Consider the following 25,765-nt stretch of genomic DNA (forward strand, 5'->3'; position numbering starts at 1 on the left):
CGAGCTGGGGCTTTTATACGCACTGATGGCACTTGGTGTGTATATTACGTTCCGCATACTCGATTTCCCTGACCTTACCGTAGACGGAAGTTTTACAACAGGAGGCGCAATTGCGGCGGTGATGATCTCCAATGACTTCTCTCCTTGGCTCGCCTGTTTGGCGGCAATGGCTGGCGGCATGGTGGGTGGGGCTTGTACAGGTCTGCTTCATACCAAAGGCAAAATCAACGGATTGTTATCCGGGATTTTGATGATGATTGCGCTCTACTCCATTAATATGCGTATTCTTGGCGCACCGAATAAATCCATTATGGGCATGGATAATCCATTCTCGGGTGAGCATGTCATGGTGCTTATTATTATCGTGGTGCTGGTGTTTAAAATTATGCTCGATCTGTTCATGAAAACAGATATTGGACTGGCTCTTCGCGCCACAGGTGATAACAAACGCATGATTCGCAGCTTTGGTGCGAATACGGATGTGACTACCATTGTAGGTGTCAGCTTATCCAATGGACTGGTTGCACTATCTGGTGCATTTATTGCCCAGCAATCAGGCTTTGCGGACATTACGATGGGCATTGGTATGATCGTCATTGGTTTGGCTTCGGTAATTATCGGTGAAGCTATTCTCGGTGCAAGAACGGTATTCTGGGCTACACTCGCAGCGATTGTTGGTTCGATCATATACCGGATTGTAGTCGCACTTGCCCTTCAGGTGGAGTGGTTCGACACGTCGGATCTCAAGCTGATTACCGCAGTGATCGTCATTATCGCCCTTGTATTCCCAACGATGCAGCGCTCCATGAAGCAGCGTAGTTTGGCTCGCAAACGAACGGAAGAGTTGATGCGATCCGGGGGTCAGCAGACGAAGGGAGGTATGTGATCATGCTGGAGATTACGCAAGTAACCAAGCTGTTCAACCCAGGCACAACGGATGAGAAGACCGCGCTGGTTGGTGTGAATCTGACGATGAATCCGGGAGATTTTGTGACGGTGATTGGCAGTAACGGAGCCGGGAAATCCACGCTGATGAACATCATCTCGGGGGTGATGAAGCCGGATATGGGCGATGTGTTGATCAATGACCGTTCGATTAAAAACCTGCCGGAGCATAAGCGCAGTAGCTGGATTGGCCGGGTGTTTCAGGACCCGATGGCAGGAACAGCACCACATATGTCCATTGAAGAAAATATGGCGATGGCATACAAACGTGGCAAAGGACGTGGACTAGGCTTCGGAGTAACCCGTGCCAGACGTGAAATTTTCAATACGCAACTGGAGAAGCTGGGAATTGGATTGGAGAAGCGGCCTAACGCGAAAGTCGGTCTCTTGTCAGGCGGGGAGCGGCAGGCACTCAGTCTGTTGATGGCGACCTTTACCCAGCCGCAGATTTTGTTATTGGATGAGCATACGGCAGCCCTTGACCCTTCACGTGCCGAACTGATCACGGAACTGACGGAGACACTTGTACGTGAGATGAGACTTACTACACTGATGGTGACGCACAATATGGAACAGGCGATTCGTCTGGGTAACCGTTTGATCATGATGGACAAAGGCCGAATTATTCTGGATGTGAGCGAAGAGCGCAAGCGTACGTTGACTGTACCTGAGTTGCTTGGTGAATTCGAGCGTATTAGCGGCAAAAAAATGGCGGACGATCGCGTCGTGCTGGGTTAAGACAAGTGAATACTTGTTGGAAGAAAAGGTATACGTAGCGTGATTTACAATCTAATCCAGCTCTAAGATATACCATAAAAAACCTTTTGCGTTCTCGCAAAGGGTTTTTGTGGTATGTTGAACTCGTTGATAAGAAAAAATGGAATGAATCTATACGATTTCGGATTAGTGAATTATACATAGTAGGAGGAACCAGGCATGTCTTTGCAACTGGATGAAGGGACATATACGGTAACACGGCGTACGGAATCCATCCGTCTGCTGGCGAAGGAATTTGCGCTGCTGCACTTCCTGTATGAAAACAAGGAAAAAGCCTTCACCCGCAGTCAACTGCTGGACCGGGTATGGCCCCTGGAATATCCGGTTGAACGAACCGTGGATGATCATATCTATCGTCTGCGCAAGAAGCTGAAACGCTGGGATGAGATCAGTCTGGATACGGTACGGGGCTACGGCTATCGGCTTGCTGTGCATGAGAACAAATCCGTTCTACCCGCTAGCCCCTCTGCTCAGGACCCAGAAATGCAGGAAGTCATTCACGGATTACTTCGTAAATATCACTTGTTTGGGCAGGGGAACGCCATACAGACCCTGGTTCAACAGCAGGAAGCGCTCGGCATTCAGATTGTCCCGTATTATCAGTTGTATATCCGCTTTATACAGGGAGATCTGGAATGGCTGATTACAACGAAAGAAGTCGATTTTGAAGAACGCATATACTGGTTGTTAATTTTTGTTCACTCGCTAATTGAACCATCAGAAAGCTTGCCTCTGTATGAGCAGGCATTGAGTTCATCTGTATTGTCTGCGGATCAGCTTCGGGAACTCCGTATTCTGAACATAATTGAAGTCTATGCAGAGGTGGGTCAATACCAACGTGCCCGGATGCAGCTGGAGGAGACATATCGTGTGATAGAGACTGACGAGCTAGTTAATTTCAAACTGCCAGTAGCGCTTGCAGCGTTGTATGTGGAACTGTGGGGTGGCAGCGGTGAAGCGGTTGAGGCTCAGATGGCAGTCCTGCGAGCAGGATTAAAGGATGCTCCGTATCTGCGAGAGATTGGGCGTTTTCAGATGATGGATGGGTTATGGTTGCTTCGGCAAGGACGAGTTCGTGAAGCTGAACTTAGAATGGATGATGGTCTGGACGTATTGAAGATGTCGCTGAACGCACCGTTATATCTGAATGCGGCATATCAGATCCTCCAATTCATGGGTCAACATGGGATTGAAGGTAGACTTCGCAGTAAATATCGTCAAGTGTACGCAGAGATCGGCAAAAGTTACGGTGTTCCCATATATGGACAGCAAATTGTGGATGAAGTACGTAACTTTTTATCCCCTATCGTTCCATCCTCTGATCTTCCTCTGATATAACGCCCTTATGATTACAGCCAAGGAACACACAGGCCCCAAACGGCTGTAATCAAGGGAGGAAGTACGCGTATGACCGTCATTTCAAATGAATCCACATCCAATGAATCCGACGAATTCACCGAATCAACCGCTTCATCTGCGGGATCTTCCAAAAGCTTATGGACCAACCTCCAGTTTGTCCGCATGTTTATCGCATACTCGCTGGCTACGTTTGGAGACTGGTTCGATGCACTCGCCATCCAGGTGATGGTGGCCTACCGATGGGGTGCCGATCCACTGATCATTGCACTGATTCCTGTATGTATGGCTGTCCCGGGCATACTGCTGGGCTCCGTTGCAGGTGCCTTGGCTGATCGACTTCACAAAGTGAAAATCATGATCCTGTGCGATGTGATCACCGTGGGATTAACCGTTGCTATTTTATTCGTACCAAGCCCAGCATGGATGCTTCCACTTCTAGCCTTGCGGGCCATGATGGGGGTATTCCATGTTCCAGCTCAGCAGGCGTTAACCCGTCAGGTGGTGGCAGAGGAGCATCTGTTTCAGGCATCGTCCCTAAACGGTTTTGTGAGCCAGTGTTCGAAAGTGGCGGGACCACTTCTGGGTGCAGTCATTTTGGCCTTTTTCTCACCACAAATCTGTATTGCCATCAATGCCTGTACCCGATTGTTGTCTGGCGCGGTGTTATGGCCCTTACGGCGTTTGGTGGAGAGGTCGGAGTCGGTTGAATCAGACGGAAGTGATGCTGATGCAAAGGATGGTTCGGAATCGTTATTCACACAGTGGCAGCAAGGCTGGCATTTTATACGTCGCAGCCGCACCGTGCTGAGTACGATTTTGTTCGGCTGTTTTGGACTCATGGCCATTCTGATGATTGATTATCAGTTTACGACCCTTTTTCGGGAGATCAAGCCAGGTAACGAATCACTGCTCGGCTGGTTGGGGTCGTCGGCAGGAGCAGGGGCAGTAGTCATCATTTTGTTATTAAATCGCTTGCCGAGGATTGGGTATGGGTGGGGACTGGGTGGAGGATATCTGTTCGTGGGTGCCGGAATCGCTGCATTAGGGTGGATCGGCCCACAAACACCTGAAATTTGGGTCATTATCTGGGGCTTATGTATCGGGATAGGTAATGGACTCTTTATGGTGACACTGAACTATTTATTGCAAAAAGAAACCCCTCCAGCCTATGTAGGGCGCGTCTTCGGCATCCAAAATTCACTATCCAGTGTTGTACTGGTCTTAGCTCCACTTGCAGGTGGAGCGCTCATTCGAGCTGCAGGGCCAAGTCCCACCTTTCAATATATCGGTCTCGCTACGCTGGTGATTGGTCTTGCCGGCATTCTGCTACAGCGTATCTTGTGGGAGGGCAAGCAACCCCTCGTGTCTGAAGCAAAAGAAACCATTCCTCAGGAATCGGCCTGACAGCCATACTTTGATCCCTATCATTAGTGCCTCTGCAAACCAACAAACAGCCGCTTCCGGTATTCACCCGAAGGCGGCTGTTTGCACATGGCATTGTTATGCATGATTGAACGAATCAGACTTCCCACCAGGCGAAATAGGCAGTAGAGGCCATTAGTCCACCAACCGAGAGTGATCCGCTGACAGACAGGTTAATGGCCTGACCCGGAGGAATCACATAACGACCGTACTCATTGGATAGAAACGGCCCTGCTTGAAGGGGCATCGCCATTAATGCAGTCGCGGCTGAAGGTGCAGCAGCAGAGAATCGAACCGTGGCTACACTGGTATTGCTGCTGGAAAGATTGCTATTCACCGGCGTAAGTGTACTGGGGGAGGTGAGCGTTCCATTGGCAGTCAGACTCATGGAACCGCTGAAGGAAGACAACAGGTTGAGTGCCACTGTAATTCCGCCGGAGAGTCGTGACACGTATAGGGTTTTCCCGCTCCCTGCTGGATTTGCTAATTGTACGGTGGCGATAACCGTTCCTCCTAGCAATCCCAGTGTTGTGGAGTTGGTGGAACCTGCATTGTACAGATTGCCTGTGTTGCCGGCATCGTTCTCCGGTGGGGCAACAATGCCGGGAGAGGTATATGTGTTGGTATTCGACGTATAGACGGGCCGGTTTAACGGGTTGAATACATTATTATTTGGCATTGTATACACCACCTTCTACTATGATCAAACTCAGAATTCCCACCAGAACAGGTTAATGGCTCCTGTCTGGCTCCCTGTGCCTACACTAATGGATAAAGTTTGTCCCGGTGGAACAATAATCGAGCCGTTCAGATTCAGTGAATACATACCTGCGGTAAGCGGAATACTTGCGATGCTTGTGAAGGCTCCCCCAAGAGTACCCGTGTTTTGCCTCGTTGTGACGACACTAGCGTTGGTGCTTCCCAGTAATGTATTGACGGGCACAGGTGTACTGCCAGCAGTCACCGTTCCTCCCGAATAGATCACAAGCGTGGCTGCCGCTGTTGTGCCTCCCGTGAGACTAGAAATGCGTAATGTTCTGCCACTTCCGGCTCCATTCAGGATCTGTAGAAGGAGGTTTTGGCTGGCAGGAATTGCGGTATTGTTGGTCGTTAGGGCAAAAAAACTACCTGCAGCAGCTGCACCACTGTCTGGTGACGCTTCAATGCCTGGGGCCGAGAAGGTGTTGGTCAGTTGAGTAAACAGGGGACCATTCGATTGGTTGAATATATTGTAGTTGGTGATCTCATCCACCTCCCATAGACCAGTTCTTTTAGAGCAACACTCCGGTTAATTCACATGTCATTGTACTTGCAGTGTATGTGAAAAGAAGAAAAATGGATTGGGGACTGAGCCGTATATCTGGAAATAAAGGCGGTTGCCGTGCCCGTATTTCCAATCCGGGCATACGATGCGTAAGCACATTTTTTAAGGGGAAATCGAGATGAGTCGAACAGCGAAGCGAAGCAAGAAGAGAACGAAGCAACCAACTAAATATGTTAGCCGTCGTCGCTCCCGTCATTCCTGCCGCGCTAAATTGCTGAAACCCCCTTGTTCCCGGATTACTCGTCCCCGGTTCAAGCAGGGTGCTTCCTCACGTACGAAACTCCCTGGTGCTATTCATTGTTTTACAGAGCATACGTATGTCGGAGCCGAGACCAGTAGCAGCATACACTCACTCCCGGCACAAGACACCTCATCACTTAGCATGTACACCTATGGCATTGTGAATCGCGGCAAACATCCGGCTCTTGTGCAGATCCAGATCAGCCCCAATGCCGTAGACTATGCTGTGGACAGCCAGGAGGTGGTCGCGGGAGGACAGACCAAAGCGCTGGTACCATTGCGATTTTTGCATTACACCCGGCTTGCAATTCGATCCGTTGAACCGGATCAACCGACCCGGCTCGATGTTTACTTTCAGGCACAGCGTATGCCGTAAGGGAGTATGATCACACAGATTTGACCAGGGAGGAGGACGAGACACATGCCTAACTTTACAACGTTTAACACGAATCCGGATAACCTGAGGACGTTGATTTTCGGTCAGGATAGTACAGGCACAGCCCAACCGGTCAGAACCGATACGAGCGGGAATGTGGTTGGTATCATTTTGGACGGAACCATCAGTAACATCTCAGGTCTGACTACCGTTACGATTAACGCCGGAACCATTACGAACATTCTGAACGGAACGATCACGAGTGTACTTGGAGCAACGATTACAGCAGGTACGATTAACAGTGTGCTCGGAGCCACGGTTACCGCGGGTACATTGACGAACTTGCTGAATGGTACAATAACCAGTGTATTGGGAGCAACAATTACGGCGGGAACCATTACGAGTGTGCTGGGCGCAACCGTGACCGCAGGTACATTGACGAACCTGCTTAATGGTACGATCACCAGTGTGCTCGGAGCCACGGTGACAGCGGGGACACTGACCAACTTGCTGAATGGTACAATAACCAGTGTATTGGGAGCAACGATTACAGCCGGAACGATCACCAGTGTGCTCGGTGCTACGGTAACGGCGGGAACGCTGACCAACTTGCTGAATGGTACGATTACGAGTGTATTGGGAGCAACGATCACTGCCGGAACCATTACTAGTGTGCTCGGAGCTACAGTAACGGCGGGGACACTGACGAACTTGCTGAATGGTACAATAACGAGTGTATTGGGAGCGACGATTACGGCTGGAACGATCACCAGCGTGCTTGGAGCGACCATCACAGCGGGTACAATCACAGGTATACTCGGAGCAACAATTACCGCAGGTACGATCACCAGTGTACTTGGAGCCACCATCACCGCAGGAACGCTGACGAACTTATTAAACGGAACGATCACCAGTGTGCTCGGTGCAACGGTAACAGCGGGTACGTTGACGAATTTGCTGAATGGTACGATTACGAGTGTACTTGGAGCAACGATTACAGCCGGAACCCTAACGAACTTATTAAACGGAACGATCACCAGCGTGCTCGGCGCAACGGTGACAGCGGGGACGCTGACAAACCTGCTGAATGGTACGATCACGAGCGTGCTTGGAGCAACGATCACCGCAGGAACGCTGACGAACCTGTTAAACGGAACGATCACCAGTGTGCTCGGCGCTACAATTACGGCGGGAACGCTTAGCAGCGTGACGTCCATATCACAGAAGAGTTTTCAGGAAAACCAACTCATTAGCACTCCGACCGCCAACACCTTCACAGCGCTTCCAGCGGTTACGACCAGTGTATTTGGCACGTATTCTTTCTTTGTATATAACAGGGGACCGGGTGTAAACCGGGTAGATGCTCTTGTTGAGATCAGCGCCAACGGAACAAACTGGTACACGGATGTGACGACAGTAACGGGCATTTTGTCCGGGTCAGTGGATGTATTGGTACCACAGCGTTTTCTCAAATATACGCGTCTTTCCTACCGCTCCAGCCTAATCGGCGCACCAAGTACGATTGATGTGTTCTTCAATGGACAAGGCACATAACCCATTCATTTGTCATATAGGTACATGGAGTTCCTTTGGTGGACTTCATGTACTTTTTTTTGTATTGGAGGTGGCTACGTTGCAGAACCGTTTAATTGGAATCCATATGATTGTGCAAAATGAAGAACATCATCTGCCCCGCTGTCTCGAAAGCTTGAAGCATATCGGCACGGAGTGCTTTATCACCGATACGGGCTCGTCTGACCGCACAACCGAGATCGCCAGAACATACGGAGCAACGGTGTTGCATGCCCGCTGGGAGGATGATTTTGCCCATGCGCGGAATATCAGTTTGCCTCTGGCTGGCACCGAATGGGTCCTATGTCTGGATGCGGATGAGTACGTCATACAGGGGTTAGAAGAACTACTGAACTATTTGCCCAAAGTCCATAAAAGCATTTCAAGATTACGCATTACTATAGAGAATCGATACGGTGAAGGGGCAGAGGAGAAGATGATCTCCCAACCGGTAAGACTGTTCCGTGCTAATCAAGGATATCGATATGTGGGACGCATTCATGAGCAGTTGGTTCGTAGCGGCCCGAGCAAGCTGGTCCTGAATGAGGCTGCTGATGGGGATAAGAACGAGAAATATACAGATGAAGAAAACGTATTGATCGAGACTGAACCGCTGGCTCCACTATGTCTCATTCATGATGGGTATCTGGCCTCCACGATTGTGAAGGAACATAAACCAAGACGTAATTTGAAGTTGATTGAGCGTGAACTTCAGGATGATCCTGCACAGCCTTTTCACCTGTACAATCTGGCAGTAACGTATTGCCAACTTGGTCAGATCGAACAGGCAATTGAAGCATTCCATGAATCGTTACGACGGACAGAGCTGCTCGCGCCATATCGCCCTACACTGGTTAGGGATTATGCGAAGGCCCTTGTGGGATTGGAACGCTACGACGAGGCACATGCACTTCTGGCTGTGGAAAGGCATCGTTACCCATCTTATGCGGATCTGCACCTGTTGTATGGGGAGACGTTGGAGCAGCAAGGTTTGGAGGAGCATGCATATCAATCCTATGCCCAAGCGACCGAGTGCCTGGAGGTGCCAGATAGTGATGGACAAAGTGATGGTGGTAGCACGTTAGATTCGCCATATGTAACGGAAGCCGGTTCTGACACTTACAGAGCCTATACCGCGATGGCAAGACTTGCCCAGAAACGTAGATTCCTGAATGAGTCCGCACATCTGTACGGGCTGGCATTGGACAGCATGTTTGCATATGCTCCGGCATGGGTGGGATTGGCAGATGTGCTGCAACAAACGGGAGAAACAGATGAGAACATAGCAGAAACATTGCTCGCCAGATGCAGAGGGATCGTAGAGTCAAATCACGGTAATTCGATTCGGGGTGGAATGCCCCATCCATCCTCCGTGAATAATGAGGCTCACCTGGTGCATGTGATTCGTATTCTTGCAGGCTGCGGGGCGTATGAGCAGGCGTTGAAAATGCTGGATACAGATGCGTGTAGTGCTCGTATTCAAGTAGCTGATCGGATACATTGGATGTTATGTGCGAATAGGGTGTCGGAAGCATTGCAACTGGCGGAAGAATATTGGGGCGCAGAGCGTATGGATGAAGTCAACTTGCGGTCTGAACACAGAATGGATTGGGCGCTTGCTTGCTGGGCCAACGGATTACGATTAACGGATACATTCCTTGCAACTACGCATTCACAGGAAAAGACGGTTTGGAAGGTCATGGATCGTCTGCTGGATCAGTTGACCAAAGAGCCGCGAAGCATGGAACCTGCGTCAGAAGAACAGAAGTTTATGGAGTGGGGTCCGCAGGCACAGATGGTGGCAGAGCAGGTTGTACAGCAGGCGATAAAGACTGGACAGCTTACGCTTGCTGAGCAACTGCATGAGCTGCGAGAAATCATGATGCGTGAGCATCGGGGAAAGGCAGTAACGGTCCGGCGGGAGTTTGCAAGTCTGCTGTATCGACACGGATATACCTTGGTAGCCGCGAATATCCTGATTCAGTGCATGACCGAGAGTGAGCTGGATGCCGAAGGGTTATTCTGGCTGGGTGAAACACTGTATGCCAAAGGGTATTATGATCAGGCATTGTCTCTGTTCGAGCAGGCTCTGGAGCGCGAGCCTGATCTGCAACAGGCCAGAGCTGGTGCAGCAGTATGTTACTTGCGGATAGCAATGGAGGCACTTCGACAGGAATTGGTTCGTTCCCCGTCGGCAGGGGCACTCGCGGCACAACATGCTGCACTGGAACAAAGGCTGCGAACGGCCGAAGGTATCCCATGGCGCACGATTTTTCATGCGAAGGAAAGGAGGAATCAGCTTGCGAGCGGAACGAATTTCCCTATGCATGATCGTGAAGGATGAGGAAGAGTTACTGCCCCATTGTCTTGCCAGTGTTCAGGGAGCGGTGGACGAGGTAATTGTCGTGGACACCGGTTCATCGGACCGCAGCGCGGAGATTGCGAAGCAACATGGCGCGGTGGTTGTGGCATTTGAGTGGTGCGATGATTTTGCCGCAGCACGGAATGCTGGCCTGGAGCGGGCTTCCGGCGACTGGATTCTCTTTCTTGATGCGGACGAGGCGCTCGATAGGGCTGCGCGGGAGCAGATCAGAAGCTGGACGACGGTCAGCCGATGTGACGGATTGTTTTTAAACATTCATAACTATACAGGTACGGGTCAGCAGGGGGTTACCGTGAATCCGGTTTTACGTCTCTTTCGCAATGCCCCGGAGCATCGGTTCGAAGGTCGAATTCATGAGCAGATTGCGGCGGCGATTTGCCGTAGGAACCCGGAGGCTGCTTTTCATGTGACGGACATGATGATCCATCATTACGGATATCAGACGGCGATTGTGGAGCGCAAAGATAAGGTGAACCGCAATGTCCGCCTGCTGCAACAGGCAGTGGAGGAAGAGCCGGATCAGCCGTTCCATCACTATAATCTGGGCGTAGAATATCTGCGTGTGGGGGAAGCAGAGCGGGCATTGGAGACGTTTGCTGTGGCTCGGATGGGGATCGATCCAGCGGTGACCAGTTACGCACATTTGCTGTTCAAATATGAAGTTCGTTGTCTACAGCACCTGAATCGCTGGCAGGAGGCATTAGATCGCATTGATGCTGCGCTTGAACTATTTCCAGAGTACACGGATCTGATGCATCATCGTGGAGTCTGTGCAGACGCATTGGGGGATGCTGATCGGGCAGAATTATCGCTGCGTGAAGCGGTTCGCATGGGGCCACCTCCACCCATATATCATACGGAAGAAGGCATCGGCACCTATCAGACGTGGTATACGTTAGGCCGATTACTGGAAGGAAAGGCTGATCTGGAGGGTGCGGTGGATGCTTACGTGGAAGCGGTGCGTGCCAAATCCAGTCTGTTACCGCCACTCTATCGGATATTCCGAATTATGCGAGTCTCCGGGCAGGAACATCAGATTCCAGAGCTGGTGACGGAGCGTTTTGCGCTCAGATCGGAAGAGGCTACACATAAAGTATTGGGCATTCTGGAACAAAGTCGTTGTTATGAAGCGGCTCTGGAATTGTTATCGGGTGTATTTTCACAACCTTCCGGAGAGATGAGAGAGCGTTTGTCCGTGGCTGAAGCCATGCTCCACATCCAGCAGGGAAGATGGAACAAGGCGCGTCTGAAGCTGGAACCCGTGAAGCGGAAAAAAGGGCTGCTCGCACTGCCGTCTGCCCGATGGCTCGAACGTTTGGAGTGGATAGAAGGGAAGGAAGTCAACGGAGATGATCCATTTACGTTGTGGTTGAAGCGTAGTTCTCAGGTAGGTGCAGCAGTAACTAATGATGAGGAATCTACTGTGCAGACGGGGAGAACGGTTGGTCTGAGAGTGGCAAAGAAGAAGGATATGAACTCCAGCATGGACGTAACGGTTGCGGGAGCAGAGTATGACGGCTGGCAGGCGCTCGGACTGATGATGGAAGGATGTGTACAGTCAGGACGATGGAAGGAATTGCATAGTCTGATTCAGATGTGTCGGCAGCAATTGGCGGGAGATGATTTATCTGTTGGGGAGAACGTTCGAGTGGAAGAGGAAGAGGAAGAGAAAGAGAACTTGAATGAGAATGGAATGGAGTCGTTCCCTGGGACTTCGGATACCCTCGCGGGAACCAGTTGGCTGGTGAAGGGATTAGTTAGTGCTGCGGATCATCATCTGGAGGTATTCGCCCAACGTACGAATGGACAGCGACACCGCTGTTGGCCTGTTATTCAGCATATTCGGCTTGAACTGCCAGGGGCGGATGGGTTCGAGAGTTGAGTGATATTAAGTTAAGTAGTTGCGGGGGTACAGTTAATGCAGATGGGCATTGGATGGGGCTGAATTCCGTTGGTGAGGTGGTGATGAATGTGAACACAGGGATTAGCTTGTGCATGATCGTGAAGGATGAAGCTGGGCCACTCCAGCGGTGTCTGAACGCAGTCAGGGATATCGTAGATGAGATCATCGTCGTGGATACCGGATCGGTAGACGATACAATTGAAATTGCCCGCCTCCATGGTGCTATTGTAATCCGTACGGAATGGAACGGAGATTTCAGTGAAGCCCGCAATCTGTCACTGGCCGCTGCTACGAATCCATGGATTCTGGTGCTCGATGCGGATGAAGTATGGGTACAGACCCCGCAGATGAAGGCAGAACTCATGCAGTTGTTAGCTACAAGTAGAGACAATGTATGGGGGTACTGGATACAGGTCACGAGTCTGTTGGGGGTGTCCGGTGAAGAGCGTGTGACGGATGCGGTGTGTCGTTTGTTCCGAAATGATCCTCGAATTGCCTTTCAGGGCAGAATTCATGAAGAGATCGCTTCATCCATTATGGCACTGGCTCCGCAAGGTGTACTTCATTCTGGACTTGAGGTCATTCATTACGGATATTTGGAGCAGGTGATTACTACCAAAAATAAAGGTGCACGGAATATGCAATTGATTCGTTCCGCGTTGAATCAGGAGGGCGACCAACCGGAGTTGTTATATGCTCTGGCTACCGAATGGTTTCAGCAAGCGAAGTATGATGAAGCACTCCGATTGTTACAACCATTATTGGCACAGCTTACGCCGGAGTGTGGATATCACTCGGATCTGGTGTTGAAAACGGCTTACGCTTGGCGAGAGAGTGTCAGCCCGGAGAGGGCACTTGCTGTGGTGGAAGCATGGGCGCCCGTGTATGAGGATTTTCCGGATTTGTTGGAGCTTGGTGCTGTACTTGAACTGGATCAAGGGAGAGAGGATGTAGCCTTAAACTGGTTAAAACAGGCTAGATCCGCTGCTTCCACAGCCAACCGATATACCTCAGTCTCTGGTGCTGGAACCTATCGCACCCTGACACTGGAAGGCATGGCACATGAGCGAGCTGGCCGCTGGGCAGAGGCAGAAGCCGCGTATATGGTGGCGCTGAGCATACAACCCGGTAGCTTGCCTGCATGGCAGCGGCTGTTGTTGCTGGCCGCAGCCACAGGGCGGTCACATGCTATAGGCAGCGTAGCTGACCGGGTTAGCTTGCCGCCTGCGGCATGGCAAGCGCTGATCCCGGCCGCGCTGGCTGCGCATCGGCCGGAGTGGCTGCTGCGCCATGCGGTAGCGCTTGATGCCCCTATGCGGGGACAGCCGCTGGCCAACGGGCTTGCGCTGGCCCAGCTGGGCGAGGACGCCGCGGCTCGGGCGGCTTTGCAGCCTTGGGCGGCGCATGCGCAGCACGGGCCAGAGGCGGCGCTCGCGCTGTGGGCGCTGGGCCGCAAGCAGCCCGGCGGGCGCAACGCGCGAGCGGCGGCTCGCCATGCGGCAGCGCTGCCCGCAGCGGACCACGCGGCCGAGGCGTTGCTGCAGCGCGGGGCCACGGCCGGCAGCAACGCCTCGGCGTGCAACAGCGACAGCTCGCGTAGCGGTGCAACGCCCGGCGGCCCGGCCGCTCCTGCGCCAGGCGTGCTCGCCGCTGCGCAAGCGCTCGCTGGCGTGGGCGCCTGGGCCGCATGGCTGCGCCTGCTGCAAGCCCTGCCGCCTCGCGGTGCGCTGGCGTTGCTCGCAGCGCTTCCGCCTGCGGCACGCTGCGGGCTGCTGCGCGCACCCGCGAGCGTCCGCGAAGGGCTGCTGGCGCTATGCGGCACGCCTGACGGCGCGCAGCAGCCCCACGCGGACGAAGTGCCTGCCCCCGAGCGCACCGCTCACGCGCTCCTCGCGGGCACGCTCGCGCTGCTCGCCGGGCGGCAGAACCTGGCACGTGAATGGGCCGAATCGGCCCAACTCACTGCGCGGCAACCTGCCGCCACAGGTCGCCCGGCGACTGCGATCCCGCCGGGCTTGCAAACCTTGCTGCGCCTGACAACACCCGGCGCAGCCTCTGCCAAAGAGTACACCAACCAGTGCAACATGCTACTGGTACACCTATAATTTTTCTTTAATCTTTAATCTTTAATCTTTAATCTCTGTCTTTCATCTCTAGTTCCCCAATCCCTATATATCCCCCACATATTCCCGTAATAGGACCTCCATTGAAAGTGCAAAAGCAACGGAGCTGCCGGTAATCGGATTATTTCCCGAACCGTACATGGTTCCGTTGCCAATGAGTCAATCCCTCAACCTTTGCATATCACTGCGCGAAAACAGCGGATCGGCGTGCCGTACATGTCTGACCAGATGGCATCGTCCGGCTCCTCCACATTCAGCTTATCTTCAATGGTTAGTCCGGTGACCGCCATGATCGTCTCCAGTAGATCAGGCCGCATCTCGGGCACATCAAAGGTAGCGATCAACTGTCCGTTTGGCTTCAGCACCCGGGCGAATTCACGAAATGCACGCAGCATTGTACCTGTATCCAGATGCTCCAGTACAGAGATACAGAACACCCGATCAAACTTACCCGACTCGTACGGAAGCTGGGCCAGATTAGCCTTTGCACGATGCAATCGGACGAGAGTTGATTCCGGCAGATCCTGAGCGGCCTGCTCCCCAAAATCAGCAGCAATATCCAGCCGGATTGCCTCTTCAGACAAAATACGTTCATCCCAATCGCAGGCGTGAACCTCGCGGCAGTGTTCGGCAAGCCAGAATTTGAACGGATGGGAGATGCCGCAGGCTGCATCAAGGACCACATCGTCCGGACGTGCAAACCGCCGGGCCCATTCATATTCATAGGGGCGGCTCCACCATGCCGGATGCAAGGGGAAGACCAGTGTGTCCGTTTTAGGGTCACTTTGCCGAATGTATCTTGATTCCATGAATTCCGTTGCCTTGGGCGTATCCATCATCCGCGAATTCCCTCCTTCAATCCTGTCTCTGCCAAAAAAGATTCCAACACCGTGCTCCACCGGCTCCGCCACCTGGTTAGATCATAGGACAGTGCAGTCTCGCGCGCATAGATTCCCAGTCGTTCTCGCTCGGCCCGATCCTGTACGAGACGAACCAGTGCGGCGGTGAGTTCCTGCTCACCAGGAGGTACCAGCAGCCCATTAAACCCGTCCTGAATCAGATCATTCAATCCCCCAACATTGGAGGCGATTACCGGAAGTCCACAGCTCATCGCTTCCAGACAGGCATAGGAGGTGCCCTCTGAGAAAACGGTTGGAATCACGGCGATATCTGCCTGATGGTACGCCTCCCGAATATCCCGGAAATCATACGTGCGCTGGTTAATTCTCGCTGCATGTGGGTGAGTACGATGCCAATAACGGAAGGCTCTCCCGACTGTACTGCCTTCGACCAGTTCCCCGGCAAATTCAATCTCCAGATCCGGAAAAGCACCCAATAGCTTATCTGCTGCCAGCATCATCGGAATAATCCCGCGTTCCATGCTGATGCGGCGCGGATATATAATGCGAATTGGGCGGGGAGGGGTCAAACTTACATCCACAGCTTTCTTTTCAACCTGTCCCCGAATTGGACCATTAACCTGGTAGTCAGCATCTGCTTCTATTAGAATATCGTTAGCCCTACCTCTGTTCGTTCCATCACCACCGGCTCCACCCTTGCTATCTACAGCTTGCACCCCTGATATAACTGCATCAGCCTTCTCCTCATGACTCGCCAGATCGGTCTTCCATGCAGCAAGCCATTCGTCTTCCTGTTCCTGCTCTAAGGTCCGCGTTGGCGGGGCTGGTGTGAAATAGGATGTATCCACTGCATTAGGAATGAGGACAACCTGTCTTGGATCGGTATAGGTACAAGCGGCTCGGCAAAAGGTCTGGAAATGGGAATCCACAGATACGATGCGCACAAGTCCATCCAGAGCCAGCTGAATGTGTTCTGCTACTTGTTGTTTGGTATCCAATGGCAGACCGGGACGATCCCAGTTAATGCCGTGACAGATGCCAAGACTGCCTGGTTTGTAGGTGATGGGTTGCCACAGACAGCTCGCATAGATCACAGGTCCGCGTGCCGCGGCGGCCATCCGGTCAAAGGCTTCGGGCACATCATTCATGTCATATGCATAGCCAAATACATCAATCTGCTCCGTACGCGTCTGAAACGCCTCAAAATAAGAGAGCTGATGAACCTCGGGAATGTGCCCGAGCCCACGGATGACACTGCACAGATCCAAAATGTAGCGCTCCAGTCCACCGCCAAATACCCGGCCAAATTCCCGATTGTACCCATCGGTGAAGCTATGTGTCAGAATACTCACCACGCCCATTTCACTGTCCCTCCTTCCAGGGAAGCAGCCGAGGTTCCGGATCGAGGATCGACTCGTAGTGTGCAAGATTTCCCCACTCACCGCTCGGATCAATACGTTTATAGCGCAAGTATTTACGAACCCGATCCTCCAGACTGCCGGCCCAACCGAGGTGCTGAACTTTCAGCTCCGTGCTGATCCCAGGCAACACAGTGCAGGACAAGGGGAGGCGGGGAACGTGATGATTCTGCTGTGGATAAAAATAAGGATATCCAGGCATATACCGTATAAGTGAAGCGGTATGCCGTTTATGCAGACACCAAAGATCATCTTCCCGGTAGTGGGTCCGGCCACCCCACATATCGTAGAAACGAAATGCAAACCAGTCTGCATACTCCTGATTAATCAGAGTGCGTATGGCTTTCTTGGCCTCTGTGCTGTATAGCTCATCCGCATCAACCGAGAGCAACCAGTCGGGACGTGTTCCCGCAGCAGCTTGCCATAAGGTGTTGCGAAGTCGCCATTCCTCGGCGAACAGCGGTTTCTCCAATACCTCCAGCCGGACCACCTTCGGATAGGCCTTGCATATTTCCGGGGTTCCATCTGTGCTGGCATCGTCCACAATCACGATCTCATCCACGAAATCACTCAGATCATGCAATACCTCTTCAAGGTATCGGCCACGTTCATTGCGAACCTGGAGCATGGCGGTCAGTTTGTTGCCCTTGCTTTTGCGAACCCGACGAATGGAGAAGGGCTCTTCGAATACACTTGCTTCCTCTCTTGATACAGCAGCATCCTGTTCTCCCTGACCTTGTACGTCGCCCCAGTGATGAATTTGGCTTCGAGTGCTCGGCGTTGGTTGTGCATGATCCGGCGTGTGATCGCCATTTCCCAATGCGTCTGTAGGTGTCCGATCGACTGTTTCCGTTGGCGTATAAGTGGTTTCGGTTCGGATATCCCTGTGCACCATCGGCCCATTCACCTGTTGTCTACGCTTCTTCGGGTCCAGCATCATGGCACCTCCCCAAGCAATTGCTGTACAGCATGATCCAACAACTCCAGCTCGACAATCCGGGCGAGCGCATCTTCATCCTCCAGTGCCGTTTCGAGAAAATGTCGGACTGCCCCGTGTCGCTCTCCTCGCAGAGCCAGCGCACTTCCGGATAATTGCTGATAATCCCGGCGACTGGCATCATCCTGAATATCGACTGCATGCACCAGAGCCAGTGCCTCTTCCACACGTCCAGTCTCCTGATAAATGCGGAATTTCCAATGTCTCGCCGTTTCTCCGCCAAGTTCGTCCAGGATACGCAAGGCATTTCCGTAATCATCGTTAATACGCAGCAATTCCGCTCGTACAAGTTGATCTTCTCCCGCCTCAAGCCAGCGACAGAGCTGTTCATAATGATGTCGTTCCTGTTCGTCGCCTGCACTGATTCCATACACTAGCAGGGCGTCCTCCAATTTCCCGGCCCGGGCATGGATGGCAGACAGGAATCTATAGTGGGAGACTACGCAATCGCTGCGACCATTCAAGACCGCATGGGAGAATGCCTCTTGAAGTGAATGGATAGCCCGAGGATCTTCAAGCAAGTACTCATAGGCTGCCAGCAAAAAGGATATCGTTTCATGGGCACCTGCTTTGGCTCGGAGCTGCCGGTAGAAGTCGGCACGTACACTGCATTGAAGCAGGGTGACGCTATCCGGAGTGCCTGAGAGGATCTGCCGCAGCGCATGCAGGAAGAACAGTTCGTAGTCCCGGAGAGGGACTTCGAGATCATCCTTTTGCATCGTACCCGCAGGTGTAGGATCTTCGCCGCCTAGCCAGACAGCGCGTACACCTTGGAAAAGCAGCTTCATATATCGTGTTTCGGAGGAGGTCCCCACCAGATCGGCGATGCCGACCAGTTTGGAGATACTGCTTTCCCATAAAGGAGAGGCTGCTTCATCTCCAACTGGCTCAGGGAGCAGGACAATACATAGCTCCGGCTCCAGCGAAGCTGTAGCCATAAGCCAGTACGGATGGGTAACGACCGCAACGGTTCGTGGTTCCAGTAATAGCTGCTCGGCTTCAGGAAGGGAGATCACGGTGATGACCGAAGGTACATCCTCTGTTTGCGTCAGGCTGCTGACATAGTAGACATCTCCCTCGATCGACAGCAGCGCAGCAATATCGGGATAGGGAAAGGATGACCAGCCTCCTTTGCGGGGGAAGAGAACATACCGGACAGGGGGCTGTGCCGTAGTAGCCTCATCCATGCAGACTTCGGGAGCTGAATCAGGTAACGGCGCAGAATTTTCCATAAATTGTTCACCTCACCTTGACTGAATTATGGTGCGTCATTCTCTCTGCATGTGCTTCATGCTTTCACTTCATATGTAAAGCCCTCACGGCACTTCGCATGTTATGCCTGAGACTAACATATGGGCATTCCGTCCCAAACATGAGTATCTTCCATGAATACATGAAGTTGGCAAGCTGTGGTAATAGGCTGATTTTTATCTTTTGTGTGACCAGGATCACTTTTTTTTGCTCTAAACACGTAGATTGTGATAATTCTCACATGTATAAAATAGGTAATCTGGCACAATACGTTCATCAACGTATTTGGTGGACAGACAGCGAAGGTGCAGCTTCAATGCCAGATACGCATACTGCGAAGTGAACAGAAAGAAGGGGTAACGGTATGGATCCGATTATGTTATCGCGTATCCAATATGCACTTACAACGATTTTCCATTTCTTTTTTGTGCCGCTATCCATCGGTCTCGTGCTGTTGGTTGCGATTATGGAGACGTTGTACGTTGTTAAGGGTAAGGAGATCTACAAAACGATGGCCAAGTTCTGGGGCAAACTGTTCCTGATTAACTTCGCCGTCGGGGTAGTCACAGGTATTCTGCAAGAGTTTCAGTTCGGTATGAACTGGTCAGAGTACTCCCGATTTGTCGGGGATGTGTTCGGTGCGCCACTGGCTATTGAAGCCCTATTGGCGTTTTTTATGGAGTCTACATTTATTGGATTGTGGATATTTGGGTGGGATCGTTTGTCCAAAAAAGTGCATCTGGCCTGTATCTGGCTGGTGTTCGTTGGCACATTCCTGTCCGCGCTGTGGATTCTGGCGGCCAATTCGTTTATGCAGCATCCTGTCGGGTTTGAGATTAACAACGGCCGAGCCGAGATGAATGATTTCTTTGCACTCATCACGAATGGTCAGCTTCTTGTGGAGTTCCCACATACAATCTTTGGGGCATTGATGACAGGGGCATTCGTCGTAACGGGTATCAGTGCCTACAAATTGATGAAAAAGCAGGATGTGGAGATCTTCCGCAAATCGTTTAATATTGCGATCATTATCGCTCTGGTTTCTTCATTCGGCGTTGCTTTCTCCGGTCACTTCCAGGCGCAATATCTGGTGGAGACACAGCCGATGAAGATGGCAGCCAGTGAGGGCACATGGACGACGACAGAAGATCCGGCACCATGGACGGTGGTCGCTTTTATTGATCCGGATAAACAGGAGAATACGGGCGAGATCAAAATCCCCGGATTGCTCAGTTATCTGTCCTACAGTAAGTTCTCCGGTAGTGTCAAAGGCATGAAGGAGCTTCAAGCTGAGTATGAACAGACGTACGGACCAGGGGACTATATCCCTCCAGTACGTACAACGTTCTGGAGTTTCCGCATCATGATTGCAGCGGGTGGTTTGATGATTGCACTGGCGCTATACGGTACGTTTCTGGCCATGCGCAAGAAGCTGGAGGTCGCTGGGAAGTGGTTTATGCGTCTGATGGTGTTTGCCATCTCCCTGCCGTTTATAGCCAATACATCAGGTTGGATTATGACCGAGGTCGGAAGGCAGCCATGGACAGTATTTGGCTATATGACAACTGAAGCTGGGGTCTCACCGAATGTATCCGCAGGAATGATCCTGTTTTCGACCATTGCTTTTACCGCTGCGTATACGGTTCTCGGAATCGTGATGGTATACCTGTTCGTACGTGAGATCAAAGCCGGACCGTTTGCGGTCGAGAAGCCGGAAGATCACGATGAATCGGCCGACCCGTTCGGCGTGGATGGAGGTTATTCCGTTGTCACTAAGTGAGTTGTGGTTTTTGCTGATTGCCGTATTGTTTGTCGGGTTTTTCTTTTTGGAAGGTTTTGATTTTGGTGTGGGGATGTCTACAGGTATTATCGCCAAAACAGACCGTGAACGCCGGACCCTGATCAACTCGATCGGTCCGTTCTGGGATGGCAACGAAGTATGGCTGATTACAGCAGGGGGAGCGATGTTTGCTGCCTTCCCGCACTGGTATGCCACGATGTTCAGTGGTTTCTATCTACCGCTTGTGTTCGTGTTACTCGCCTTGATTGGTCGCGGTGTTGCTTTCGAATTCCGCAGTAAAATGAAGCAACAGCGCTGGCGAAAAACGTGGGACATCATTATTGTGGTATCCAGCGCGCTCCTGCCTTTCCTGTTTGGCGTAGTCTTTGCCACGTTCATGAAGGGGCTACCCATTGATGGGGAGATGCAGTTGCGCGCAGGATTCTTCGATATCGTTAATCCATACACCGTGATTGGTGGCTTAAGCGTAACGCTGCTGTGTCTGGTTCATGGCTTGCTGTTTGCATCACTACGAACAGTGGGCGAACTCCGAGAGCGTGCCTTGAATACAGCGCAAAAATTGATGTTACCGCTGGCTGCACTACTCGCTGTTTACGCGTTAATGACGTATATGATGACCGATGTGTTCGCCGTACGCGGCTGGGCCCTCTGGATTATGGTCGTACTTGTCACAGTCTCGCTTGCACTTGCGGCCTACTTCGTTCGTCAGAAGCGTGAAGGCTGGGCTTTCGGTATGACAGGGGCAGTGATTGCAATTGCCTTTGCCTCGGTCTTTATCGGACTGTTCCCAAGAGTGATGGTGAGTTCCTTTGGAGCGGCGTATGACCTGACCGTATACAACGCCGCATCCGGCGCTTATTCATTGAAAGTAATGACCATTGTAGCTTGCACGTTGCTGCCGTTTGTTCTCGGTTATCAGATCTGGAGTTATTACATCTTCCGCAAACGTCTCAACGAGCAGCACCACCTGGAGTACTGATATGGGACGGGGGCTGATGAAGCTGCCGGGCATCCGGCCGGTACTTGCGCTGGCCTCAGCGCTGGTGCTGCTACAGGCGATGACAATCATTATGCAAGCCAAATGGCTGGCACAGGCCATCACGGCATTGTTTGAAGGTTCATCCGTAACGGAGCAGTACCCGGTACTGCTGCTGTTCCTGGCTGCTTTTGCCGCCCGCTACGCCCTATCCTTCTGGTTACAACTCGTGACTTCACGATATGCGGAGAAGACAGGGACCGATCTGCGCAGACAGATGGTGGAGCAGTGGTTCAGACTCGGGCCGCGTTATGCCAAGACAGAGGGCACAGGCCATCTGGTCACGCTGGCACGTGAGGGAACAGCTCAATACAAGACGTATCTGGAACTATTCATTCCTCGCATGCTGGGCATGGGATTCACCCCCATCGTCATTTTGCTGTATGTGTTCAAGCTGGATCTGATGTCCGGGGTTATTCTGATGCTGACACTCCCGATTCTAATCGTGTTCATGATTCTGATTGGTCTTGCTGCGCAGCGGAAGATAGACGGACAATTCAGATCCTACAAAGCACTTGCTAACCATTTTGTTGATACCTTGCGTGGACTAGAAACGCTAAAAACATTGGGACAGAGCAAAATACATGAAGGGTCCATTCTGCGGGTCAGTCAGCGGTATCGGAAAGCAACGATGTCTACTCTGCGTATGGCTTTTCTTTCTTCGTTTGCACTCGATTTCTTCACCATGCTGTCTGTTGCTTCCGTGGCGGTTGGTCTGGGATTACGTCTGACGGAAGGGCATATGCTGCTTGGCCCTGCGTTGACGGTACTAATTCTGGCACCCGAATATTTCCTGCCTGTACGTATGCTCGGCGCTGATTACCATGCTACATTGGACGGTAAGGAAGCCGGAGCGGCCATTAATCAGGTGATTGAACGGGGGAAAGCCGCCGAACAGAAACAGAAAGAAGCCTATGCAAATGTTGTTGCACATCCGGTTACGTTAGAGGACAAAGTTGGATCTACACCATTATCTTCGGGTAATAGGAAAGCCGCTACTTCGACCATACGTGTCGTGTTGAATGATAAAACGGCTGCGGGGCATTTTGCTCCTGATTCTGCTTCTGTTTCTACTACTCCTGAGCTTGTTTCTTCCTCTTCCTCAGCGTTCTCTTGGAATGAGAATAGTAGATTGGCTCTAACGGATGTACAGGTACGGCATGATGATGAAGGTCCTTATTCGCTAAAGGATGTCACATTTCAGATTACAGGTCTCGGCAAAATCGGTATTATTGGCGCCAGCGGAGCAGGCAAGTCCACGTTAATAGATGTATTGGCTGGTTTCCAGTTGCCTACATCGGGTCAAGTACTGGCTAATGGACAGCCGATTACACCGGATATGCTCGAATCCTGGCGAAGACAGACGGCAGCTATCCCGCAGCATCCGTATATTTTCAGTGGAAGCCTGGCCGATAACGTTCGTTTCTACATGCCGGGGGCATCGGATGCGGAAGTGGCGAAGGCCATTAGCGCAGCTGGATTAACCAAGCTTCTGTCCTCATTATCCGGTGGGCTGCATGAGCTGATTGGGGCTGGCGGCAGACAACTCAGTGGTGGGCAGGAGCAACGGGTGGCGCTGGCAAGAGCCTTGCTTAGTCAACGAAACATCCTGCTGCTTGATGAACCGACAGCGCATCTGGATGTAGAGACAGAGTATGAGTTGAAACAGACGATGCTGCCGCTATTTGAAGGAAAACTTGTATTTTTGGCTACCCATCGTCTGCATTGGATGCCACATATGGATCGAATTATTGTCATGGATGGCGGCACAGTGGCAGAGATGGGAACACATCAGGAATTGCTGGCACGACAAGGCGTATATTATCAGATGATTCAGGCCCAGATGGAGGCGATATAAAATGAAGTCCGGAGATGAACATATGGAGACCGTCCGTAACGTAAAAGAAAAAAATAGCTGGATTGCTCCGTATGTGGCACAGTACCGCTGGAGATTCATCGCAGTCATTGCGCTGGGCACATGTGCTGCCTTATGTGCGGTACTGCTGCTGTTCACTTCCGGATTTCTGATCTCCAAGTCTGCGCTGCGTCCTGAAAACATTTTGATGGTGTATGTACCCATTGTTGGGGTACGTGCATTTGGGATATTCCGCGCCGTCTTTCGATATATCGAGCGATTGGCAGGCCATGATGCCGTACTGCGGGTGTTGGCCGATCAGCGAGTGAAGCTATATCGCATTCTGGAGCCACAGGCCCTGTTCTTGCGCTCTCGTATGCAGACCGGGGATGTGCTTGGAGCACTCGCCGATGATGTGGAGCGGTTGCAGGATATTTATCTGCGTACCGTTTTTCCCGCCGTTACCGCGCTCGTGATGTACGGTGCGGCTGTGATTGCCTTTGGCAGTGTTGATCTGGGATTTGCGTTGTGGATGGGCTTGTATATGTTATTTCTCGTTGCCGTGCTACCTGCGATCTCGCTGAAAGTGACGTGGAAATGGCGTGTACGGCTGAAAAAGGAAAATAGTATGTTGTACACTCGACTGACCGACGGTGTGCTTGGGTTGGGAGATTGGCTTGCAAGTGGAAGAGCCGCTGAGTTCGTTCAGCAGCAGGAAGAGGCGGAAGGACAGGTCGACGCGGTTCGTCGCAAGTTGCGGCGCTGGACACGCTGGCGTGATCTGATGGCCCAGTGTGTCATTGGCCTGTTGGTGGTATTGGTTACGTTATGGGCCGGAAACGCCGCTTCTGTTGGACAATTGCCTGCTGTGATGATTGCTGCTTTTGTACTGGTGTTATTTCCGCTCACGGAAACACTCCTGCCTGTAGGGGATGCTGTGGAGCATCTTCCACAGTATCGGGAATCGCTGGACCGCTTGAAACAGCTGGAAGGGAAAGAGCATCTTCCGGTGCAGCATGGAGCGGATGATGTTGACGGAACGGGCGAATTAATCTCTGTAGTAAAAAGCGGAAAAACAATGGCGGGGCAGCCATCGGAGTCCGTGCCATCTGCGAATGATATCCCGGACAGACGAATTCGTCTTCGCATTCCGCCCAAACTCAGAGCAGACATCGAGATCAATCGCGTAAGTTACCGTTATGTAGCGGATGATTCTTACGCCGTACAGGACGTATCTCTTCATCTACCACAAGGCAAACGTCTCGCCATCCTTGGACGAAGTGGCGGCGGAAAATCGACCTTGTTGAAACTGATTCAGGGAGTATTGCTTCCGTCTGCGGGGAAGGTTCTAATCAATAATATGCCTGTGCAGACCCTCGGTGAAAGTGTACCCGATGTTATCGCGGTGCTGAATCAGAGTCCACACCTGTTCGATACCACGGTAGCGAATAATTTACGGATTGGACGTCCGCAAGCAACGGATGAGGAGATTCGTCAGGTGGCCGCGCAAGTAGGTTTATCAGGTCTGATCGAATCTTTACCGCAAGGATATGATACGCCAATGCTGGAGACGGGCCTGCGTTTCTCCGGTGGGGAAAGGCAGCGGATCGCTCTGGCCCGGGTACTGCTCCGGGAGACACCTGTTGTGATATTCGATGAACCGACGGTAGGACTTGATCCGGTGACGGAACGCGAGTTGATGCGAACCATTCTGGATAGCTTGCAAGGCAAGACCATGATCTGGGTGACCCATCACCTGATTGGTGCGGAACAGATGGACGAACTTATTTTTATGGAAAATGGACAGATTGCCATGCAGGGTTCTCACGAACAATTGCTGGCTGGGGAAGAGCGATACCGCCGTCTCATTGAACTTGATCGGCCGGGGTGGACAGGTCGGCAGCAACAAGAAAAAACGTTGCCACCCGTAGCTTCCAGATAAGTGTGAGACTGTGAGCGTCTGAGGTTTAAGACATGTGGATACTGCTTACCAGTCCAGATGGTTGAACCGAACTGTTATACACATGAAGGTGCATCTTAGCAAATGCCACCGAATGAGTAGCGAGTGAGCGCCGAATCAGATAAGCATAACAAAGAGACGAGCCAAGTAATCTTGGACTCGT

19 protein-coding genes are annotated in these 25,765 nt (G+C 51.9%); 13 read left to right on the plus strand and 6 right to left on the minus strand.

Going from position 1 to position 25,765, the window contains the following annotated elements:
* The first annotated feature begins 25 nt into the window (after positions 1–25).
* The 4 genes from PAHA3_RS21790 (at position 26) to PAHA3_RS21805 (ending at position 4,485) form a co-directional block, all read left to right on the plus strand.
* Positions 26–886, plus strand: coding sequence for an ABC transporter permease (locus PAHA3_RS21790; protein WP_062837104.1), 861 nt, complete (start codon positions 26–28; stop codon positions 884–886).
* 2 nt (positions 887–888) lie between these two features.
* Entirely contained in the window at positions 889–1,683 is a 795-nt protein-coding gene (locus PAHA3_RS21795) for an ABC transporter ATP-binding protein (RefSeq protein WP_036606660.1), read from the plus strand.
* 198 nt (positions 1,684–1,881) lie between these two features.
* Positions 1,882–3,060, plus strand: coding sequence for a winged helix-turn-helix domain-containing protein (locus PAHA3_RS21800; protein WP_062836774.1), 1,179 nt, complete (start codon positions 1,882–1,884; stop codon positions 3,058–3,060).
* A gap of 69 nt (positions 3,061–3,129) precedes the next feature.
* On the plus strand, positions 3,130–4,485 hold the full coding sequence (locus PAHA3_RS21805; protein ID WP_082762947.1) for an MFS transporter: 1,356 nt from the start codon (positions 3,130–3,132) through the stop codon (positions 4,483–4,485).
* 115 nt (positions 4,486–4,600) lie between these two features.
* Here the strand turns inward: PAHA3_RS21805 and PAHA3_RS21810 are convergent, their stop codons facing one another.
* Positions 4,601–5,182: a hypothetical protein gene (locus PAHA3_RS21810; protein WP_062836775.1), complete on the minus strand. Its 582-nt coding sequence runs from the start codon at positions 5,180–5,182 to the stop codon at positions 4,601–4,603.
* Positions 5,183–5,212: 30 nt separating this feature from the next.
* A complete protein-coding gene (locus PAHA3_RS21815; protein ID WP_235599527.1) occupies positions 5,213–5,755 on the minus strand; it encodes a hypothetical protein in 543 nt (180 codons plus the stop codon).
* 190 nt (positions 5,756–5,945) lie between these two features.
* Here PAHA3_RS21815 and PAHA3_RS21820 point away from each other — a divergent pair, with 190 nt between their 5' ends.
* The 5 genes from PAHA3_RS21820 (at position 5,946) to PAHA3_RS21840 (ending at position 14,406) form a co-directional block, all read left to right on the plus strand.
* Positions 5,946–6,443 (plus strand): DUF6385 domain-containing protein, encoded by a 498-nt coding sequence (locus PAHA3_RS21820; RefSeq protein WP_062836776.1) that lies wholly within the window; start codon positions 5,946–5,948, stop codon positions 6,441–6,443.
* 45 nt (positions 6,444–6,488) lie between these two features.
* Positions 6,489–7,997 carry a DUF6385 domain-containing protein gene (locus PAHA3_RS30950; RefSeq protein WP_235599528.1) on the plus strand — a complete coding sequence of 503 codons (1,509 nt, stop codon included), beginning with the start codon at positions 6,489–6,491 and terminating at the stop codon, positions 7,995–7,997.
* A 79-nt stretch (positions 7,998–8,076) separates the two neighbouring features.
* Positions 8,077–10,359, plus strand: coding sequence for a glycosyltransferase (locus PAHA3_RS30240; protein WP_062836777.1), 2,283 nt, complete (start codon positions 8,077–8,079; stop codon positions 10,357–10,359).
* A complete protein-coding gene (locus PAHA3_RS21835) occupies positions 10,316–12,280 on the plus strand; it encodes a tetratricopeptide repeat-containing glycosyltransferase family 2 protein (protein WP_167350924.1) in 1,965 nt (654 codons plus the stop codon). The genes PAHA3_RS30240 and PAHA3_RS21835 overlap by 44 nt, the downstream gene beginning before the upstream one ends.
* On the plus strand, positions 12,277–14,406 hold the full coding sequence (locus PAHA3_RS21840; RefSeq protein ID WP_153028274.1) for a TPR domain-containing glycosyltransferase: 2,130 nt from the start codon (positions 12,277–12,279) through the stop codon (positions 14,404–14,406). Before PAHA3_RS21835 ends, PAHA3_RS21840 begins: the two co-directional genes overlap by 4 nt.
* Before the next feature lie 185 nt (positions 14,407–14,591).
* On the opposite strand, the gene PAHA3_RS21845 is transcribed toward PAHA3_RS21840, so the two are convergent.
* The 4 genes from PAHA3_RS21845 to PAHA3_RS21860 are packed head-to-tail and all read right to left on the minus strand — an operon-like array spanning position 14,592 to position 18,931.
* Entirely contained in the window at positions 14,592–15,263 is a 672-nt protein-coding gene (locus PAHA3_RS21845) for a class I SAM-dependent methyltransferase (RefSeq protein WP_082762949.1), read from the minus strand.
* Positions 15,260–16,645, minus strand: coding sequence for a glycosyltransferase family 4 protein (locus PAHA3_RS21850; RefSeq protein WP_062836780.1), 1,386 nt, complete (start codon positions 16,643–16,645; stop codon positions 15,260–15,262). Before PAHA3_RS21850 ends, PAHA3_RS21845 begins: the two co-directional genes overlap by 4 nt.
* A 1-nt stretch (position 16,646) precedes the next feature.
* Positions 16,647–17,639 (minus strand): glycosyltransferase, encoded by a 993-nt coding sequence (locus tag PAHA3_RS21855; RefSeq protein WP_082762950.1) that lies wholly within the window; start codon positions 17,637–17,639, stop codon positions 16,647–16,649.
* Positions 17,639–18,931: a tetratricopeptide repeat protein gene (locus tag PAHA3_RS21860; protein ID WP_062836781.1), complete on the minus strand. Its 1,293-nt coding sequence runs from the start codon at positions 18,929–18,931 to the stop codon at positions 17,639–17,641. The genes PAHA3_RS21855 and PAHA3_RS21860 overlap by 1 nt, the downstream gene beginning before the upstream one ends.
* A 383-nt stretch (positions 18,932–19,314) precedes the next feature.
* Between PAHA3_RS21860 and PAHA3_RS21865 the strand changes: the two genes are divergently transcribed.
* The 4 genes from PAHA3_RS21865 to cydC are packed head-to-tail and all read left to right on the plus strand — an operon-like array spanning position 19,315 to position 25,584.
* Positions 19,315–20,730, plus strand: a complete 1,416-nt coding sequence (locus PAHA3_RS21865; protein WP_062836782.1) for a cytochrome ubiquinol oxidase subunit I — start codon at positions 19,315–19,317, stop codon at positions 20,728–20,730.
* A complete protein-coding gene (gene cydB, locus PAHA3_RS21870) occupies positions 20,675–21,730 on the plus strand; it encodes a cytochrome d ubiquinol oxidase subunit II (protein ID WP_235599529.1) in 1,056 nt (351 codons plus the stop codon). The genes PAHA3_RS21865 and cydB overlap by 56 nt, the downstream gene beginning before the upstream one ends.
* Before the next feature lies 1 nt (position 21,731).
* Positions 21,732–23,645, plus strand: coding sequence for a thiol reductant ABC exporter subunit CydD (gene cydD, locus PAHA3_RS21875; protein WP_062836784.1), 1,914 nt, complete (start codon positions 21,732–21,734; stop codon positions 23,643–23,645).
* A gap of 1 nt (position 23,646) precedes the next feature.
* Positions 23,647–25,584, plus strand: a complete 1,938-nt coding sequence (gene cydC / locus PAHA3_RS21880; protein WP_082762951.1) for a thiol reductant ABC exporter subunit CydC — start codon at positions 23,647–23,649, stop codon at positions 25,582–25,584.
* Positions 25,585–25,765 lie beyond the last annotated feature (181 nt).

The organism is Paenibacillus amylolyticus (assembly GCF_001570725.1).
GTDB classification, from domain to species: domain Bacteria; phylum Bacillota; class Bacilli; order Paenibacillales; family Paenibacillaceae; genus Paenibacillus; species Paenibacillus amylolyticus_A.

Coding starts and splice junctions, on each gene's coding strand:
- PAHA3_RS21810 (WP_062836775.1), bottom strand. CDS start 5,182: ATGCCAAATAATAATGTATTCAACCCGTTAAACCGGCCCGTCTATACG.
- PAHA3_RS21790 (WP_062837104.1), top strand. CDS start 26: ATGGCACTTGGTGTGTATATTACGTTCCGCATACTCGATTTCCCTGAC.
- PAHA3_RS21865 (WP_062836782.1), top strand. CDS start 19,315: ATGGATCCGATTATGTTATCGCGTATCCAATATGCACTTACAACGATT.
- cydC (WP_082762951.1), top strand. CDS start 23,647: ATGAAGTCCGGAGATGAACATATGGAGACCGTCCGTAACGTAAAAGAA.
- cydD (WP_062836784.1), top strand. CDS start 21,732: ATGGGACGGGGGCTGATGAAGCTGCCGGGCATCCGGCCGGTACTTGCG.
- PAHA3_RS21820 (WP_062836776.1), top strand. CDS start 5,946: ATGAGTCGAACAGCGAAGCGAAGCAAGAAGAGAACGAAGCAACCAACT.
- PAHA3_RS21800 (WP_062836774.1), top strand. CDS start 1,882: ATGTCTTTGCAACTGGATGAAGGGACATATACGGTAACACGGCGTACG.
- PAHA3_RS21860 (WP_062836781.1), bottom strand. CDS start 18,931: ATGGAAAATTCTGCGCCGTTACCTGATTCAGCTCCCGAAGTCTGCATG.
- PAHA3_RS21805 (WP_082762947.1), top strand. CDS start 3,130: ATGACCGTCATTTCAAATGAATCCACATCCAATGAATCCGACGAATTC.
- PAHA3_RS21855 (WP_082762950.1), bottom strand. CDS start 17,639: ATGCTGGACCCGAAGAAGCGTAGACAACAGGTGAATGGGCCGATGGTG.
- PAHA3_RS21845 (WP_082762949.1), bottom strand. CDS start 15,263: ATGATGGATACGCCCAAGGCAACGGAATTCATGGAATCAAGATACATT.
- PAHA3_RS21850 (WP_062836780.1), bottom strand. CDS start 16,645: ATGGGCGTGGTGAGTATTCTGACACATAGCTTCACCGATGGGTACAAT.
- PAHA3_RS30950 (WP_235599528.1), top strand. CDS start 6,489: ATGCCTAACTTTACAACGTTTAACACGAATCCGGATAACCTGAGGACG.
- cydB (WP_235599529.1), top strand. CDS start 20,675: ATGAATCGGCCGACCCGTTCGGCGTGGATGGAGGTTATTCCGTTGTCA.
- PAHA3_RS21795 (WP_036606660.1), top strand. CDS start 889: ATGCTGGAGATTACGCAAGTAACCAAGCTGTTCAACCCAGGCACAACG.